We start from the raw sequence: 15,278 nt of genomic DNA, 5'->3' as shown, positions 1-15,278 counted from the left end.
AATGTGGATCTTTAGCCTTGCGCACTGAAAAACATCAGCGACGGGGATTTAGCATGAAGACCACTGCGCCTCTGAACCAGGGTGATGTCCATAACCGACTTTCTTGCTGATTATCCCACTCCCCATTCTGCACAACTCCGATCTTCCAGGGGATCGCCAGCCGGGATAATGAGGGTAAATAGGCGCTGTAATTTGGGACCGTTTTGCGCCCCTGATAGCTCTGCACGATCAGTTCATCAATGGGTAACGTATTGAGCGTTGCGATACTACCGGTCTTTGCCCAGTCGAGCAGCCCCGTGACCCCCAGCGCATATTCAGCAGGCAACAAAGTCCGGAGATGGCCCAGAAATTGACCGTACTCATCCAGTCGATAGGTCGAGGCGTCAAAATCGATTTGCAGACCAATGACGATGTTGCCTTTTTTCGCCCAGAGCTGCAGCAATTGCATGATGCGGGGCCAAAGGGTTTCCGGTACATCCAGTGTAGTTATCCGCACCGTTAGCCAGATCTGGGGAAAGGTAAGCCGACTGACAGGAAGCCCCATTCGCTCAAAAACAGCCTGACCGTGACGGGAGACAATTTCCCCCTGATGCAGATACACAACCTGCGCATTGCGCATCGCCGGAGTGGGTTTGACTCCGGACCACAGCCAGAATTCCTGGTACTCTTCCGCCTGAACGACAGCGCCAGCAGGTATGCTTATCAGCAGGGTCGCTACCAGTAATAGCGCAGTTCTTGTGCCCATGGCGATCCCGGATATTGTGTTTTAAGTTGAGTAAACCACCCTTTGCGTTTGAGTTTATCAACCTCCTTCCCCCCGCAATCGTTGTAACCCGACGGGGAGTAACACATCACGGCCCGATAGAGCGCGTAACTTTTATCTTCCGGCTCGCTTTTTTCGTTAGTGATGATTTCTTCATAATAATCCTGTCTGCTGGGCTGGGTTTTCACCTCATTGCCAAGGGTGACATCCCCCAGGGATGCATTACCCTCTCCATCTTTCCACAGGTCAATTTTGGCATCTGTGGTGCGGAAAAATTCACCCAGGCAGTTAAGTGCATGGCTATCATGGCTATTTTTACTGAGTGCGCTGACCGTTTGCTCCAGTGATTTGCAGAAGTACCCCTTTTCAGGAGCCGCGCCCAACCAGTCAAACACGCTCAAATCCACATCGGAGAATGCCTCACCAATCGCCGGATGGGTGATGTTCGATACGCGTTTCTTATCCAATAGCCAGTCTGAGTAATTCCCCTCAATCAGATCACGCATCAACAGCGAATGAAGTGCAATCGTACGCTCCTCGTCATTCGGCGCATCGCTGATTTGCTGGCGCAAAAGCGCAGGTGTTGCACGAGTCTTCAACACGATTGAGCGGTATCTCAGGCTGGTAACCAGGCTATCAGGCGCAAATATTACTTCGGTTTGTCCTGCCCCGATAAGCGTTGCCGCGAGCTGACTTTGCAAAAATTGTTGTTGCTCCACATCCTTCGATGAGGTTAAAAGCGCAGACCAGTGCATTCGTGCTTCTGACCACTGATTTAGTGCCATCAGCGCATTACCGTAAAGGACCTGATTACTGAAGGTCAGAATATCGTTCGGAGGCAACGCCGTAACAGGCTTAATCTGGTGGATGACACGGGTGTAATCCTGCGTCAGATAACTGCGCATCAGGTCAAGATATTGCCAGTATGCAAGCGTACTGGAGTGCTCAAAAATCGGTTTGATTTGGGATAAATACTCCGGGTTAACGCACGGCTGCCGCCCGTCACATTTCATATTACGCATCAACCGCAGTGTCTGGGTAAAGGTCAACAGCGGGGCCTCAGGCGCACTCAGAAAATAGGACGTATTCCAGGTGAAATCTTTGCTCTGCAACTTGCTGTCATTTTCCGTAATCAACGCGACCAACGAATGTGCATCTTTGGATGTTGTCAGCACCTGCTCGTACTGTTTGCCCAGCGAGTCCCAGTCCTGCAAATACCAGTTGATGCGGCGAAGGAGGCCTGTCGCTGATGCCGCATATAATCCCTCTGGCCAGTGCTGGAGATAGTTTTGAGTCCACTGACCCGCCTGCATTGCCGATTCACGATCAATTTTATCGACATCAAAATCGCCGTATTCACCGGTTGCGTTCTGGCTGCTTTTGTTCAGCGCATTTCGAATCAACATGTAGCTGCTCGTTTCCGCAAGCCAGGGCTGTGATGAATCCTTCAGACTCATCCAGGCTTGCTGTGCCGCATCGTATTGCCCTGCATAAAAGTCACTGGCGGCAGAGAGGTACTGGCGAAATTGTTGGGCAACCGAATCAGCTGGAAAAGCGAGGCTCTCGATTGCCGTCTTCGTTTCTGCGTTTCCTGCCAGAGACATTCGTACTTTTGCCAGGGCTTGCCGCTGTTCCTGCGTCAGGCTTTTGTCCGCAAGCAGTGCGTTCAGGAACCCGGCTTCAGATTCAGCCGTCATCGACACAAAGCGATTTTCAAGTGTGTCAGAATCGTTATCTGAAGGTTCAGCAATTTGCGCATCCAGGCCCAGCGCTGTTAACGGTTCAGCAACAGGCGAAGGCAGTGCTTCAGGCACTTCCTCACGACGTTTAGCGATGCCGCTGTACCAGTCATCAAGATGCTCACCGAAGTAAAAATTACGATTACGGGTCAGGTCCTGTGGTACCGCCTGTAGAGGCAGTGGCAATGACTGGCGTTCGCTCAGTAATCTCAGCAGGTTATCCGGGTGTCATTAGACACCCCGAAAACAGGAGGGCTTGCCAGCAGACAGCCAGATACGCCCCACGGACAGCCACTTTCATCTGATGAGGCCAGAGCCTGCCCGCAGGCCGTGAGAGAAAAAAGCAGCGCAACAGCACTGCGGGGTATTCCATGATTCATCACTTGTCATCCTGAAAATAAGAAATCTATGAAGCTGACATAGCCCTACTGGATTGAGTCAGGCCGCCGTTCCTACGCCAGCAACCCTTCAATGAGGCCGAAAAAGATATCTTCGCCAAACGCACTGCCCGGGTCGGTGGACATCCCCGCTGGACGCCAGGTCCAGTGGGTGTTTTCGCCCGCGCGCATAAACAGGCGACACAGCGGCGTCACGGTGGCGTCAGCGCAAAGGCTGGTTTCCACGCAACCCGTTACACCCTGGCCATATAAAAAGACCGGGGTGAATTTCACCATTTTGTTCTCATGGCGAAGATGAATGCCCGGCACGCTGAATGCCCTGCCACCAATCAGAAACTCGACCAGCGAAACGGAGGTGCTTTCAGTACGAATACCGGTGCCGTCCAGCCAGCCTTCCATTGTTTCGTGAAGCTGGCTCATTTTCTGCTGAAATTCGGCAATATCGGCCTGCGCTTTGTTGTCATACGGGCCGCGCGGTTGACTGTCCTGAAGTTTTTTTAAAAATCGTTCTTTTGCTGACATGCTTCCTCTGTCGTTGCATTTATCTGCCTGCTGTCCAGGCAGATAAGAAACCTGATTAACTGGCTGTCAAAAATAACCAGTGCGTAGGTTATTGTGCAGACGGGCCGAATTATTCTTGCTCAGTCGTCGCTTGTTCTTTCATCTGTTGTGGAACGATATCGCTTGTTTCTGACTGGTTATCACGAACATTTTTCTGCACAGAAATTGCACCAAACAGACAAAGGAAAAAGGCTATGGCGTAGAAGCCCTTCTCACTCGCCAGAAGCGAAGCATTCCACAGACCGACTGCCAATAAAATAACTGAAATGACAAACGCCACGACGCAAGAAATATAATACATCTGACTGGTAGGGATATTTTCCATACGGTCACGAACTGTTTTCTGCAACGACACCGCCGAGAATAGCCCAAGGATCATTACCGCAAAATAATAACCTCTTTCATTCAGTTCCATTTCTGAACGCCAGAGGCCAATCAGATAAACAATGACCCCGCCTACCATTGCTAGCCAGGACATGGCAGAAAATGCCGGAGAGGTGGATGTAGAATTGGCTTTCATAGAAATTTAATTCCTTATGAGTTAAAATAAAATATAAAACGCAATAATTTAGTTCTGAATTGATATTTCTTTTATTGAAAGACAAACAGAAGCAAGTTCACAATAAACACAATTAAAACCCTGAGTGTTAGTGCATTAAAATAATGCCATACAGCGACAGAACGGCAATACCGCCGAGCAGATATAAAGGCGACAATACCACATCAGTGGCTATAGCCACCGGGTACAGCAGTGATAACATCATTCCGGTATAAAGTTTTTCCTCCCTCATGATTATCGATATCCTCCGCGAGGTGGTCTGTTGCACAACCCGACAGCCCGATTATCATTATAAATATCGATAGCTTTCCTTTTTATAAAATAACCGTCCAACGATAAATAATTATTTCGTTAAAATTATTATTTGCTCATGTCAATGGGTGAATATTTTGTCTGCCTTGCTAACGTGTCATTAATTCATTGACCCGCGCTTAAGATAGCTCTGCTGTTTAAGGTGTCGCATCAGCACCCTTCCCTCTGGCATAAACGCTGTGCCGTAGCGCACCAGACCAACACCTTTTAATTCCGCATCAATCGCGTATTCGAGATGTCCCGGTTCGCTTTGTGGCAACAAAATGACGTTCAGACTTTTCAGGCGTGGTTCGTATTTCAGCAGCGTGCCTGAAAGCATGGTCAGCAGCGAATGCGCGGTGCCGGGCATTCCCTGCAGGATTTTGCTCATATCCGGCAGACCGTAATCCGGAAGATGGCTGAGGCTTCCCGCCGGCAGTTGAGAATACGCTGCATGTTATCGAGCACCGACATAATGACCTGATTCTCTTCGCTGATGTCGTGCAGCTCGAGGCCTCCGGCGAAATTACCGGTCAGCATTTCGTAGACAGAAGGTTGTGCCATCTCATTTATCCTTCAGGGGCAGCAAGGTCATCCCCTGATTATTGAGCTCAATCTGGCGAGCCTTATCCGGGTCGAGATCGTCCCGGCTCAGCACCAGTCGCCAGGTGTTATTGGTGACATCAGGTGCCAGAAACAGCCCTGCCACTGCCACATACTGGGCTGTCTCATCCAGAGGTACATCGATGCTGACGGCACCGCCAGGACGAATACGAATATCTTTCTCCGCCACCAGGTCAGCTTTAATCGCCTGGCTGTCATCAGCAAACAGCGACGGATAATCCGTACCGTCAAACACCTTGCGGTCTTTGAGTTGGTAGATGCGCACCACCGTCGCCAGCGGCGCACCGTTCGCATTGTTGTTCACCGCATCGCGCGCCTGAATATCCAGATGCAGCGTTTTTACCTGCTTGTAGAAAATAGATTTCGTCACCGCGACGGTGCTGTCGGTCACTTTCTGGGTCAGCCCGCAACCGCTCAGGGTTGCCGTGATGGCCAGCGCCAACAGGGTGTAACAAGTTTTACCAGCGATAGTCGCCATGTTCATCGGTCTCCCTCCGGTGAAGATTTTCCTGAACACGCTGCCAGCGGCCCAGGTTAATCGTAATAAGTTCATCGTTATTTTTGGTAGTGGCAACCGCGCGCTGCGTGCGCATTACCGCGGTACGCCCCAGCAGCACGCCGCTGTGCTGCGGCTGACAGGAAAGCTGTGCATCCGGTAGCAGGCTGCGTAAAACAGAGAGTTGCAGGCGCACATGCAGGCGCGAGCCGAGGTAAACATGCAGTAAGGCCAGCAAATCGGTATGCAGTTGCCCACCGGGCAGCCATTCACGGGCTTCATCTGCATTGTTCGTTTTCAGGCTCAGTAATATCTGGCTGTTCACATCCACCGCGTGGGTCCCCATCACCGGGCTGCTGCGCATGCTGACGGGCTGGCGCGCGCTCATGGCCAGTTGGTTACGCAACGGGATACGCAACCGGTCGTGCGCAATGACGGTAGCCTGAGTATCCGGCGCAAGTAGCTGAACCAGTGCCACCACACCTTCGCTGGTGCGGGTCGGCAGGCGCATCATGCTGGTCAGCGCCAGGAAACGGGAAACCGGCGTGGCAATATGCGTAGCACTCCCCTCAATCCCCAACCCGCACAGACTCAGCAGATATTTCGAGGTTCTGTCCGTACCGCCTGGTGCAAAGGTGGCGGGATACGAATACTTGCGCCAGATGCGGTAGTACTGGGTGATCATCCGGTGATTAAAAATATCCAGAAAATCACTAACCGCTTCGTACCCCTCCCGGCGCTGGGTGATGTCGTCGATATAGGCCGTCGGCAGCGGTGATTCCACGCCGTACAGGCCCATAAAGGTGGTGCGAATGGTCGGCGGCAGGTGCGGCTGGTCCGGGAATTCCACCCGTTTAAACTCGCTGGCCGGAAACCCCATCCCCGGATGCGGACGAAAACGCACCGGATCATGTTTGACCTGCCAGTGGCTGCCCAGTGCAGGCGCGTCCGGCTGGCTCTGCTCGAGCAACTGACAGAAGCGATAAAACTGCGTGTACGGCAGCTTATCGCGCATCTGCTCAATTAGCCGGGCAGACGCTGATTGTGGTTCTCTTTCCATCGGATACATTTGCCTTCGGGCTGAACGATTAGGGTGAGTTGGTTAAACAGGTGAATATCGGCATAGAGCGCCAGGAAGCGGTTGAGCATTTCGCCGAACAGGTGAATATCTCCTTCGCCGGTAAAGCCATTGCCGTCAATCGTCACTTCCATATCAATACCGCGCAGCAAAAAGCCCTTCTCGAAACGCTGCACCTGGTGATGGCGCACCTCAAGGATGGCGTCCAGACGGCGGTTATTCAGCTCATCACCCTGCCAGTTGTACAGCTCCAGCGTGCCGCGCAGGACTTCCGCGCTACTCATCAGATTGAGATAGCTGGAACCGAGGTGGCTCAGCACCCGCCACTGAAAACGATCTTCCGCAGGGGGATAGGCGGGCAGCGTCGGTTTGCACAGATTGCGCACTTTGAGTGGCGTCTGCAGCACCGCTTCGCAGTGGTCAAGTAGCGTGCTTTGCAGCGCCTTGCGCGGTAACTGGCCGTTGGTCCCGGTGATTTTCAGCGACACCGCCTCGCGCACAAACTCACGATCGGCTTCCCACTGCACGCCTCCGAGGATAAGCCAGGTATCATGCAGTCCGGTCACTCCGCGCTTGACGCGGGTATGGAAGTAACGCTCCGGCGCATGACGGCGCTGCATCCCGCCCCGATGGCGGAAACTGGTAAAGGGTACGTAGGAGGCTTCCGACGTGCGGCTCGAACCGGTCACCGAATCCACCGAATAAATCTCGGTATGCCCGTCCTGCAAACGACGCGGACGCAACAGGTATTCGCTTTCCAGCCCGTTAATAATCAGCGGGTCGGCTTCCATGGAGAACAGGTTGATGACGGGGACACAGTGCAGATGCAGCACATCGTCGGTCACCGGTAAATCACCAGGCCACTGGCTGTTCAGCACCACTTCAATATCGAACCACTCAATGCCCGCAGGCAGGGTGATGTTCTCCAGCCCGTTGAGGTTCACAAACATAAACTTCTCGCGGAAGGTGAAATACTCCAGCAGTAACTGGTAACCGCTGAACGCACTCTCCCCTTTCGGCCACAGCAGATCTTCATCGGTAAAACCGCCCGGTGAGAACCAGCCATCGAGCCGAATGCGGTCAATCTGCCCCGGCAGACGCAGATACAGTGCCGCCTGGCGACGGGTCAGTGCTAAATGCAACGCGCTGCTGACCGGTGCATCGCCCGCCAGATAAAAGCTCAGGCGCTTCAAATCCACCTGCGCCCAGTCCGCCTGCGAACTGCACGCCAGCCGCAGACGCAGCACCGAGCGCCCGTCCGGCTCGGTCGCCATCACCACTTTGGCGACTTCAAGCGGGTTGAGCACCATATCGCGCGTGGTGCGGTACTGGCAGACGGTATTTTTCGGCCCGACAGGACGGGAAAACACTTCCATCTCCGCAGGGACCACTTCGGCGATTTTCATCGCCGGAACATCCGGGGAGAGCGCCACAATCGACAACGACGGAATGGTGCGCAGATAGTGCGGCCACAGCATGCTCACCAGCCCTTCGGTGAACTCCGGCAGGTCGTCATCAATCTTTTCGCGCAGCCGCCCCATTGAGAAGGCAAAACCTTCAAAGATGCGCTCTACATAAGGGTCCGGTGTGCCGGGTTTATCGAGGTCTAACATCGCCGCCCGATCGGGATGCGTCTGGGCAAACTCTTTTCCCGCCTCGCGCAGATAGCGCAATTCGGTGTCGTAATAACGCAGGGTTAAGTCTTTCATAAAAAATAAAGAACCTCGTTGTAAATATTAATTCATCACATCAGACGATGAGGTCGGGTCTTTTATTTTTGTTGGCTTGCAACATAACCAGACAGGAAAACCGATTGAAAGAATATTCCAGATAGTGCTCACTCCCTTTACAAAACCCGATCCGGAAATATCGATAGTTGACTCAGGGAAAAGGAAATAAAGCGCAATAATAATTGCAGGCAAGACCGCCAGGTTAATGAGTAACGCCCCGCCAAACCACCATCCTGATTTCCCGATATCGTGCATACGGCGGATACCGAGGGACAATACGGGCAGCAGTAACACCAGAGGCACCAGCGCACGAAGAGGCAGGTAAACGTAATAAATCCATACCAGCGCCATCCCGCCGTCGCCAGTACCGGCAAAGGAGGTCAGCCAGAGGTAGCTGAGTCCCCCGGCTAATAACGTCAGCAGAATATTGATGAAAATGAACGACCAGAATTCTTTGCGGGTTGCATTTCCTTTATAAACAAAACATTTTTTCCAGCCATCCAGATAACACCGACTGATACTTTTATTTTCCATAGTCACCCACACAACACCACCGCCCTGACCGGGTCGAGGCTAATTAACCCCGCCAGTAAATTATCCATTTCGCCCTGAATACGCGGTTTGTCCGACTCGGCACGGGTCGCTTTCATGCGCAGCAATTTCAGTCGACGGGCTTTTACCTCGAACAGCAGTTCCGGCTCCCACTGCGTGAGGGTGAGCGTGCTGGCGTTGCCGTCCAGCTCACACAGCAGATGCAGCGCCATGTCGTTTTTGCCGTACTGCTCGGCGACGCGGGCCATCAACAGGCGCAGCAGCCACTGGTGACGCGGGGTACGGGTGCCGGGGCGGTTCTGCAGCCAGTTGAGTGCGGCCTCAATCCCTTCGCTGTCGGCCTGGGCCAGCGCTTCCGGCTCCAGTTGCAGGATATCGTCGTCGCCTGCAGTGCTGGCAGGCGCGGCAGAGTTGTCGCTCCAGCCTGCGGACATCGTGACCTGCTGGTGTATCCAGTTCATCGTCACTTCATCGGCAAACGGCGTACCATCGCTGAATGCCAGCCCTTCAAGGCCCGGCAGACGCGCCAACAGACCATTCAGATCCTGCTTAATAATGTCTGCCCAGCCTTCGTATGGCGCACCGGCTTTGGTCAAGGCTTGATGAACATACCACTGCAAATCCAGCCACAGATGGTTGACGCCCTGAGCAAACAGACTGTCGGTCTGTTCCAGCAATTCCAGCCAGCTTTGTTGCAGATACAGGCGTTTAAGCACGGCGCGGTTTTCCGGTTTTGGCGGCGCCAGGCGCGTACGCCCGACGGCATCCAACGCAGGCAGCTCATGCAGAGTGTCAAGACGAATACTTTTCATCAGATGATGCCCGGAAAGCCAGCCGTTTGGCTGATCGTGCAGGTACTTCGCCAGCAACCTGGCCTGGTCAAGTAAATCTCGTCCCGAAGTGACTGCTTTCAACGATGGCGCATCGGCTGTCGACGTGTTGCTGACAGTGGGGGTGCCGCTGTTCTGTGGGATAACCGCATCCGGGCCGCCGGACTGCGCGAGGCGGTTTTCCAGCGCGGCGTACAGGCCACTGAACTGCGGGCGAGCCGCGTCATCCCAGCCAGTCACGCACTCTTCAATCAGTGCCAGTGCACCGGTGATACGCTCAAAGTCCGCTTTCACCACTTCCGGGTAGAGCGACAGGCTGTCCAGCACACGGCTGCCCGCCAGCCATTCCAGCGCCAGTTTGCGGCTGTTGGCACGCTGCGGATGCAAAGCATCCCCGAAGCGCTGCAACAGCCCGGCAAGCAAAGTCAACCCTTCTGCCAGGCCGCTTTCGCCGTCGGTATGCAGCCGCGCCCAGATGTAATAGGTGGCAACACGTACATCCTTGCAGGTGGTGGTGAGCAGCTTTTCGGCCAGCTCGCAGACCCGTGCCGTATCAGCACCGGAGAGCTTGTTGACCTCCTCGCGCATCTGCTGGAAGTGGTCGTCATAGCCAGGATCTTCCCCGACCGGGAGAGTTTCGGAAACGGGCGTCAGCCATTTCTCCCACAACGGAATGTGCAACTGCGCCTGTTGTGCCAGTGTCGCCTGCTCGGCATGGCAGGCATTGAGTAACGTGTTCAGCGTGGCCATCAGTTGTCACCCCCGAATTCAGTGTCTGCGGTCTGTACGGCAGTTGCGGAGGCTCGAGCATCAACACTGAATATCTGTGCCGGCAACGTGAAGTTACGCAATTTCAGCAGCGCCAGCGGGCCTTCCCCGGCTTCGGTACGCAGGGTGTAGTTGAGGGGCCGTCCGTCCTGCGCTTTCCAGGTGAGACTGAAGCTGCTGTTCACTCCCGGATTTGGGGTCACAGACGCTTTATCCAGCAGACGAATTAAGCCCCACGCTCCCGGCAGATCCGCATACTGGCGGGTACCCGTCTGGGTGCTTATCCAGCTCAGGCTCGCCCCTGGCGCTTCGGTATCGTGCGGCCAGGTGAAACGTTTCCAGGCAGGAAGCTGGTTGTAGTAGCTAAGTTTCTGGCTGTCGATCACCAGGTCCGTCTGCATCACGTCTTTGGCTGTGCCCGGGCGAAGCTCAAAGCTCATCCCCGCTTCACCGTCGGTGAATACCACATCGGACAGGTAACTCAGGGTATCGACCGCTTTGAGGAATGCCGGGCTGAAGGTCAGCCCCTGGGCATTGATGCTGTCCGGCACCCAGTGGCTACCCTCTTTATGCAACACACCGTTGAGACGCGTCTGCAGGAAACGAGTGATTCGCCCGCTGTCGCTGTTGAGGTAACGCGCCAGTAACGGCAGGGAGACTTCACTGCTGGTATCTTTTAGCGGATAGCGCCCGCCGAAGGTGCTGTTCCAGTCATCCACAATGGCCGCCTGCCACTGGGCATTCAGGCTTTCGGCGGCAGGGGTTAACACCTGCTGCCAGGCCTGCTCCATCGGCTGGACAAAGACCGTCTGCCCGAAGCCGCTCCACTCCTGGCCGAGGCTTGCAGCGACCAGGCTACCGTAATCACGGGTTTCGGTTAAATCCACCGCTTTGCCCTGGAAAACCGTCTGCGCCAGCGTCTGGGTCATCGCCTGCGGGTCGGCAGCATTCACCACCTGTTGCAGTTTGAGACGCACCTGGGTGACGCGTGTCAGGAACGTCTGCAGGCTGAGGCTGGTCTGCCCGCCGCCTTTGTTGTCCATCAGCGCCAGCACCGGGCCGAAGGTCGCATCCAGTGGGCCTTGCGCCCCGGCCTGCTGGTCAATCGCCGGTTGCTCGTCGCGGTTTAACATGTTTTTGGCGGACTTCACCAGCGAGTCGGACAGCGCCTCGCCGGTTTGCCCGGTTTTCCCCTGAATACTCAGGGTGTTCATCAGGGCAACCAGCGGCGACTGGCGCACGTCGGCCATCAGCGTGAGCTGGTCGATAGCGTCAGATAACGTCTGTGCCTGTTGCCAGTGCAGACTATTGAGGAACTCCAACCAGCTGCCGGAGAAATCAGCAAAGTAGCGCTCTTTGAGACGCGCCTGCAGTGCTTCCGGCGAATCCTGTTGCACAACGGTGCTTTTGATATCGCTGAGTACCCAGTCCATCTCTTCACGCCGGCCACTGACCACCTTTTCAATGGCCGGTTTGACCGCTTCTTCCCAGGCTTTGCGGGTGAACATCCCCGGCACCACCGCATCGGTGGTGAAGATACGGTCGGCATCGGTATCACCGGTCATATCGGACAGGCGCATATCGGCATACTGGTTTGCCACCTGGCGCAGCATCTTCTGGTAGAGCGACGATTCACTGTTACGCGCCCCCATCTGGCGCACCAGCAGGGTACGGGCCTGATTCACCAGATTTTCATCCGGCAGCAGACGCCACTCCGGGTGACGGGCCAGGTTGCGGGCATAAAAATCGAGCAGCGCCGGGCCACTCCCCTGCCAGACACCATCCGGCACACCCTCTCGTTGCGGCCAGTCGCTGAGCAGCGTTTTGCTGAACCACGCAAAATCCATTTTCTCCGGACGCGCCAGCATCAGGTACAGCTTGAGCTGGTCGTAAGCCGGCTTAATCAGTTTGTCGCGATTCGGGTCGTCCGGCGGCAACTGCACCAGGGTTTCCAGTTGTTCTTCAAGGTGCTGTGAGGCGGCATCACGCAGCAGCGGCAACGCGCTGGCCCCGTAGTGCGGCCAGAGTGCGGTTAACAGCGCATCGTTCTGACTCAGGCCAAAACGGCTGTACCACGGTGCGCCATCCTGCTGGCGATATTGCAGGCGATCGAGCGTGTGTTGTAAATCGAGTTGTGCTTTCAGACGTGCCGGGAGCGGTTGCTTCACGTTCGCGGCAAGCTGCACCTGTGTTTCGGACGTATTTATTGCGTCGCGGTTAACCAGGAAGGCCATCACCATGCCAGCGCCCCACAGCACCATCGCCCCTGCGACGCACATCGCTAACAGCCTGCGCCAGGCAAAACCAAGCTTTTTCGGGGCTAAACCTGCGGGCAGTGACGGCAGCGAATCCAGCAGCACATCCCAGCGGTTGTCTTTGCCCCAGTGATTTTTGACGGTGCGTTTTGCATCCACGGAAGCCGGGCTGAACATCACCCCCGCCAGCGGCGAAGGACGGTATGGGTTCAACAGCGTACCCAGCGGTCCGGCCACCGAATCAGGCGTGCGCGAGAGTTGGTCGGCAAGTTGGAGTAAAAACTGGTGTGCAGTGCTGGTGCTTACCTGCTGTGTGCCCTGCTCTATCAGGCCAGGCACCAGACCAGAAAGCTGCGTGCTCAGCTCGTCCGCTTTGCAATTCGCGGGCAACAGGCAACCGACAGACTGCGTGACACGCTCCGCCTGCGCGCCTTCCGCATTATGCAGCGACCAGACATACAGCGGCAGCCGCCAGCCGAGTAATGCGTAACGGGCGGCAAACGCCTGACCGACGCTGTCCATCATGTCGATGGAGAGTGTCGGTTTGAGATCGTTCTGGCCGAGGGAGGAATGCTTAGCAAATGCGGATGTCACCCACACCACGCCATCCAGCGGGCGACGGCGCAGTTTACGCAGCGCGCCAAGCCAGGCGGCATCTGCCTGTGCGCCTAAATCGCCGCCCCACAGTAAAACGGTACCGGCGTCTTCCTGCCAGAACTGTGCAGTAAGGCCGGGGGCGAGTTGTTCCACATCGGCCGCGCTGCCGGTTAACAGCAGGATGCGGACTTTGCGGGACCAGAGGCGGCCGTAGGTGCTGCGCAGGGCCTGCTGGAGGTTCTTGGTCCGGAGAACATGATTGCTTTCAACTTCTGCAGACTTTGGTTTCGTATTGCCCTTTCCGCCAAAACGAATTTTGAGTGACTGACTGAATTCTGACTGGACGATTGCCTTCCATAGCCGGATAAACAGATCATCAAAAAGCATTCCTCCCATGCAAACGCCGAGCAATGCCATCGAGGCAATCAGTTTTCTTTCCCGTGTAGGGAGGTGGACTACAGGGTTGTCAAACCAGATCAAACATCCACCGATGACGAGCAGCACAATGACAATTATCCATGTACTGAGACTTTTCTTCTTGGTCACTTCTGTTGTTCCTTAACGCGGAATTACGCCGGGCGCACAATAGCCCATTGAGGGGTTTTATCCTGCAACATAATCCACTGCGGTTGCTGGGTGCAGATGGCATGATCACAGGCACAAATCAGGGCAATATGTCCGACTGCTGCAGCCGGCTTGCCGAAAGAGCTGTCGAGCTGGTGCTCACGATCTTTATCAAAGGAGAAGTTTGTGGCATCCATTGCCTGGAGCATTTCAGTTTGTGGAGCGACGGGTAATTGAGTTCGCCAGATAAAATACTTTTCCTCAGCCGAAAGACTGCCCCAGCGGACCACATCTTCCAGAGCTTCTTTTGCCATCGAAACGGCAACTGGACGGTGTATCCAATTGGCTGGAGCCACTTTTTTACGGCTTAACCATGCAGGTGATGCCAGCAATAATGCAGAAACAGACTCCGCCTGATGATCACGCCCTTCGCCAAACAGATTCACCTCAAGTGAAAGTAACAGTGAAGAATTTTGTTCATCTAGCCAGGTATCAAGCCACATCAGGCCATCATCCTGTTGTCCGGACATCATCTGTGATGTCGTATAGCGTTCGGGGAAAACGCGTTGCCAGAGATCCAGAAACTGAGCATCATCCAGCATTCTGTCGTGACGAATTCGTACACTCACGGGTTCGCCCGTTGCATATTGCTCCAGCTCCGGTCCAAGCATACCCAACACTGACCGCAGGTGTGTTTCCAGCCGCATAGTGTATTCGGTAATATTCCAGAGGGTGGCTGGGGGCTGAATCTGCGCCATTGTCAGAATGGATGTACGCCCTGGGAGATAGGATGTCTGCAGCGAAGACGCACCCTGCATTAATGCCGAAGCCAGTTTATTACTGGCTACAGGTGTGACATATGCCATGCCCAGCAGACCCAGGGCCTGCTGTCCAAGCGCCACCATCTCTGCTTCTTTTTCCTGGTGTAGCTGGTTCCAGTATGAAACGCGTTCCCATTGTTGCTCATAATGCCGCAAGCGGAGCGCATAACTGACAACCCCTGTCCCTGCCGGGATAAGCAAAGCACACATCCAGAACCAGAGAGTATGAGTGGACATCTCCTTTGGCCATAAATAAAGCGTCAGAACGAAGCCTGCAAAAATGCACACGATAATGAAAATAACCCAACGCATTTTCACTGGCGGCTCAGGTAAAACCTCTGTTTCTGGTATTTTTCTCAACTCAACCGGCATAAATTAACCCTTCCCGGCATTTGGCAGAGAAGTAATGAGCGTGCAGCCACAGCCACAACGGTGCCCGTGTAATGCAACAGGACGGCCATTAAATTTGGATCCTTCATCACCTTCGGCTATATACGTCTTTCCATGAGCAGGACATGACACTTTGTCCATCAGGCAGGCAACTTCTATCCCCATAAATTTCAGACCACTACTGGCTTCAATAACAGTACCACCATGGGTGGTTTTATCGCCGATTCGAATTACACCCAGCATATAAATGCTCCATAAAAAA

At 54.6% G+C, this 15,278-nt stretch carries 12 protein-coding genes and 2 pseudogenes; all 14 read right to left on the bottom strand.

The window, feature by feature from the left end; translation table 11 throughout:
- Positions 1–34: 34 nt before the first annotated feature.
- The 14 genes and pseudogenes from RHD99_RS09070 to RHD99_RS09005 all read right to left on the bottom strand — a co-directional run bounded on the left by RHD99_RS09070 (position 35) and on the right by RHD99_RS09005 (position 15,259).
- Positions 35–745, bottom strand: coding sequence for a DUF3142 domain-containing protein (locus tag RHD99_RS09070; protein ID WP_309878496.1), 711 nt, complete (start codon positions 743–745; stop codon positions 35–37).
- A pseudogene (locus RHD99_RS09065) lies at positions 715–2,882 on the bottom strand (PA5441 family protein). The gene RHD99_RS09070 and the pseudogene RHD99_RS09065 overlap by 31 nt, the downstream one beginning before the upstream one ends.
- Before the next feature lie 72 nt (positions 2,883–2,954).
- Complete coding sequence (locus RHD99_RS09060) at positions 2,955–3,422, bottom strand: hypothetical protein (RefSeq protein WP_309878493.1); 468 nt, start codon at positions 3,420–3,422, stop codon at positions 2,955–2,957.
- 109 nt (positions 3,423–3,531) lie between these two features.
- Entirely contained in the window at positions 3,532–3,981 is a 450-nt protein-coding gene (gene yiaA / locus RHD99_RS09055) for an inner membrane protein YiaA (protein ID WP_309878492.1), read from the bottom strand.
- Between the two features lie 127 nt (positions 3,982–4,108).
- Positions 4,109–4,252, bottom strand: coding sequence for a hypothetical protein (locus RHD99_RS09050; RefSeq protein ID WP_309878491.1), 144 nt, complete (start codon positions 4,250–4,252; stop codon positions 4,109–4,111).
- A 180-nt stretch (positions 4,253–4,432) separates the two neighbouring features.
- Positions 4,433–4,875 (bottom strand): annotated as a pseudogene (gene tssE, locus RHD99_RS09045) (type VI secretion system baseplate subunit TssE).
- Between the two features lies 1 nt (position 4,876).
- Positions 4,877–5,413, bottom strand: coding sequence for a type VI secretion system lipoprotein TssJ (gene tssJ, locus RHD99_RS09040; RefSeq protein ID WP_309874520.1), 537 nt, complete (start codon positions 5,411–5,413; stop codon positions 4,877–4,879).
- Entirely contained in the window at positions 5,394–6,491 is a 1,098-nt protein-coding gene (tssG, locus tag RHD99_RS09035; protein ID WP_309878490.1) for a type VI secretion system baseplate subunit TssG, read from the bottom strand. The genes tssJ and tssG overlap by 20 nt, the downstream gene beginning before the upstream one ends.
- Positions 6,455–8,218 (bottom strand): type VI secretion system baseplate subunit TssF, encoded by a 1,764-nt coding sequence (gene tssF / locus RHD99_RS09030; protein ID WP_309874525.1) that lies wholly within the window; start codon positions 8,216–8,218, stop codon positions 6,455–6,457. Before tssF ends, tssG begins: the two co-directional genes overlap by 37 nt.
- A gap of 27 nt (positions 8,219–8,245) precedes the next feature.
- Positions 8,246–8,773, bottom strand: coding sequence for a DUF805 domain-containing protein (locus tag RHD99_RS09025; RefSeq protein WP_309878489.1), 528 nt, complete (start codon positions 8,771–8,773; stop codon positions 8,246–8,248).
- Between the two features lie 2 nt (positions 8,774–8,775).
- A complete protein-coding gene (tssA, locus tag RHD99_RS09020) occupies positions 8,776–10,371 on the bottom strand; it encodes a type VI secretion system protein TssA (RefSeq protein WP_309878488.1) in 1,596 nt (531 codons plus the stop codon).
- Positions 10,371–13,787 carry an ImcF-related family protein gene (locus RHD99_RS09015; protein ID WP_309878487.1) on the bottom strand — a complete coding sequence of 1,139 codons (3,417 nt, stop codon included), beginning with the start codon at positions 13,785–13,787 and terminating at the stop codon, positions 10,371–10,373. Before RHD99_RS09015 ends, tssA begins: the two co-directional genes overlap by 1 nt.
- 23 nt (positions 13,788–13,810) lie before the next feature.
- Complete coding sequence (locus RHD99_RS09010; RefSeq protein ID WP_510183666.1) at positions 13,811–14,938, bottom strand: KPHS_23130 family T6SS system protein; 1,128 nt, start codon at positions 14,936–14,938, stop codon at positions 13,811–13,813.
- Positions 14,939–15,001: 63 nt separating this feature from the next.
- Complete coding sequence (locus RHD99_RS09005; RefSeq protein ID WP_309878485.1) at positions 15,002–15,259, bottom strand: PAAR domain-containing protein; 258 nt, start codon at positions 15,257–15,259, stop codon at positions 15,002–15,004.
- Positions 15,260–15,278: the final 19 nt, after the last annotated feature.

Source organism: Buttiauxella selenatireducens (genome assembly GCF_031432975.1).
Taxonomy (GTDB): Bacteria; Pseudomonadota; Gammaproteobacteria; order Enterobacterales; family Enterobacteriaceae; genus Buttiauxella; species Buttiauxella selenatireducens.
This window is presented reverse-complemented; position numbering and strand designations above follow the sequence as displayed.

Coding starts and splice junctions, on each gene's coding strand:
- RHD99_RS09070 (WP_309878496.1), bottom strand. CDS start 745: ATGGGCACAAGAACTGCGCTATTACTGGTAGCGACCCTGCTGATAAGC.
- RHD99_RS09060 (WP_309878493.1), bottom strand. CDS start 3,422: ATGTCAGCAAAAGAACGATTTTTAAAAAAACTTCAGGACAGTCAACCG.
- yiaA (WP_309878492.1), bottom strand. CDS start 3,981: ATGAAAGCCAATTCTACATCCACCTCTCCGGCATTTTCTGCCATGTCC.
- RHD99_RS09050 (WP_309878491.1), bottom strand. CDS start 4,252: ATGAGGGAGGAAAAACTTTATACCGGAATGATGTTATCACTGCTGTAC.
- tssJ (WP_309874520.1), bottom strand. CDS start 5,413: ATGGCGACTATCGCTGGTAAAACTTGTTACACCCTGTTGGCGCTGGCC.
- tssG (WP_309878490.1), bottom strand. CDS start 6,491: ATGGAAAGAGAACCACAATCAGCGTCTGCCCGGCTAATTGAGCAGATG.
- tssF (WP_309874525.1), bottom strand. CDS start 8,218: ATGAAAGACTTAACCCTGCGTTATTACGACACCGAATTGCGCTATCTG.
- RHD99_RS09025 (WP_309878489.1), bottom strand. CDS start 8,773: ATGGAAAATAAAAGTATCAGTCGGTGTTATCTGGATGGCTGGAAAAAA.
- tssA (WP_309878488.1), bottom strand. CDS start 10,371: ATGGCCACGCTGAACACGTTACTCAATGCCTGCCATGCCGAGCAGGCG.
- RHD99_RS09010 (WP_510183666.1), bottom strand. CDS start 14,938: ATGCGTTGGGTTATTTTCATTATCGTGTGCATTTTTGCAGGCTTCGTT.
- RHD99_RS09005 (WP_309878485.1), bottom strand. CDS start 15,259: ATGCTGGGTGTAATTCGAATCGGCGATAAAACCACCCATGGTGGTACT.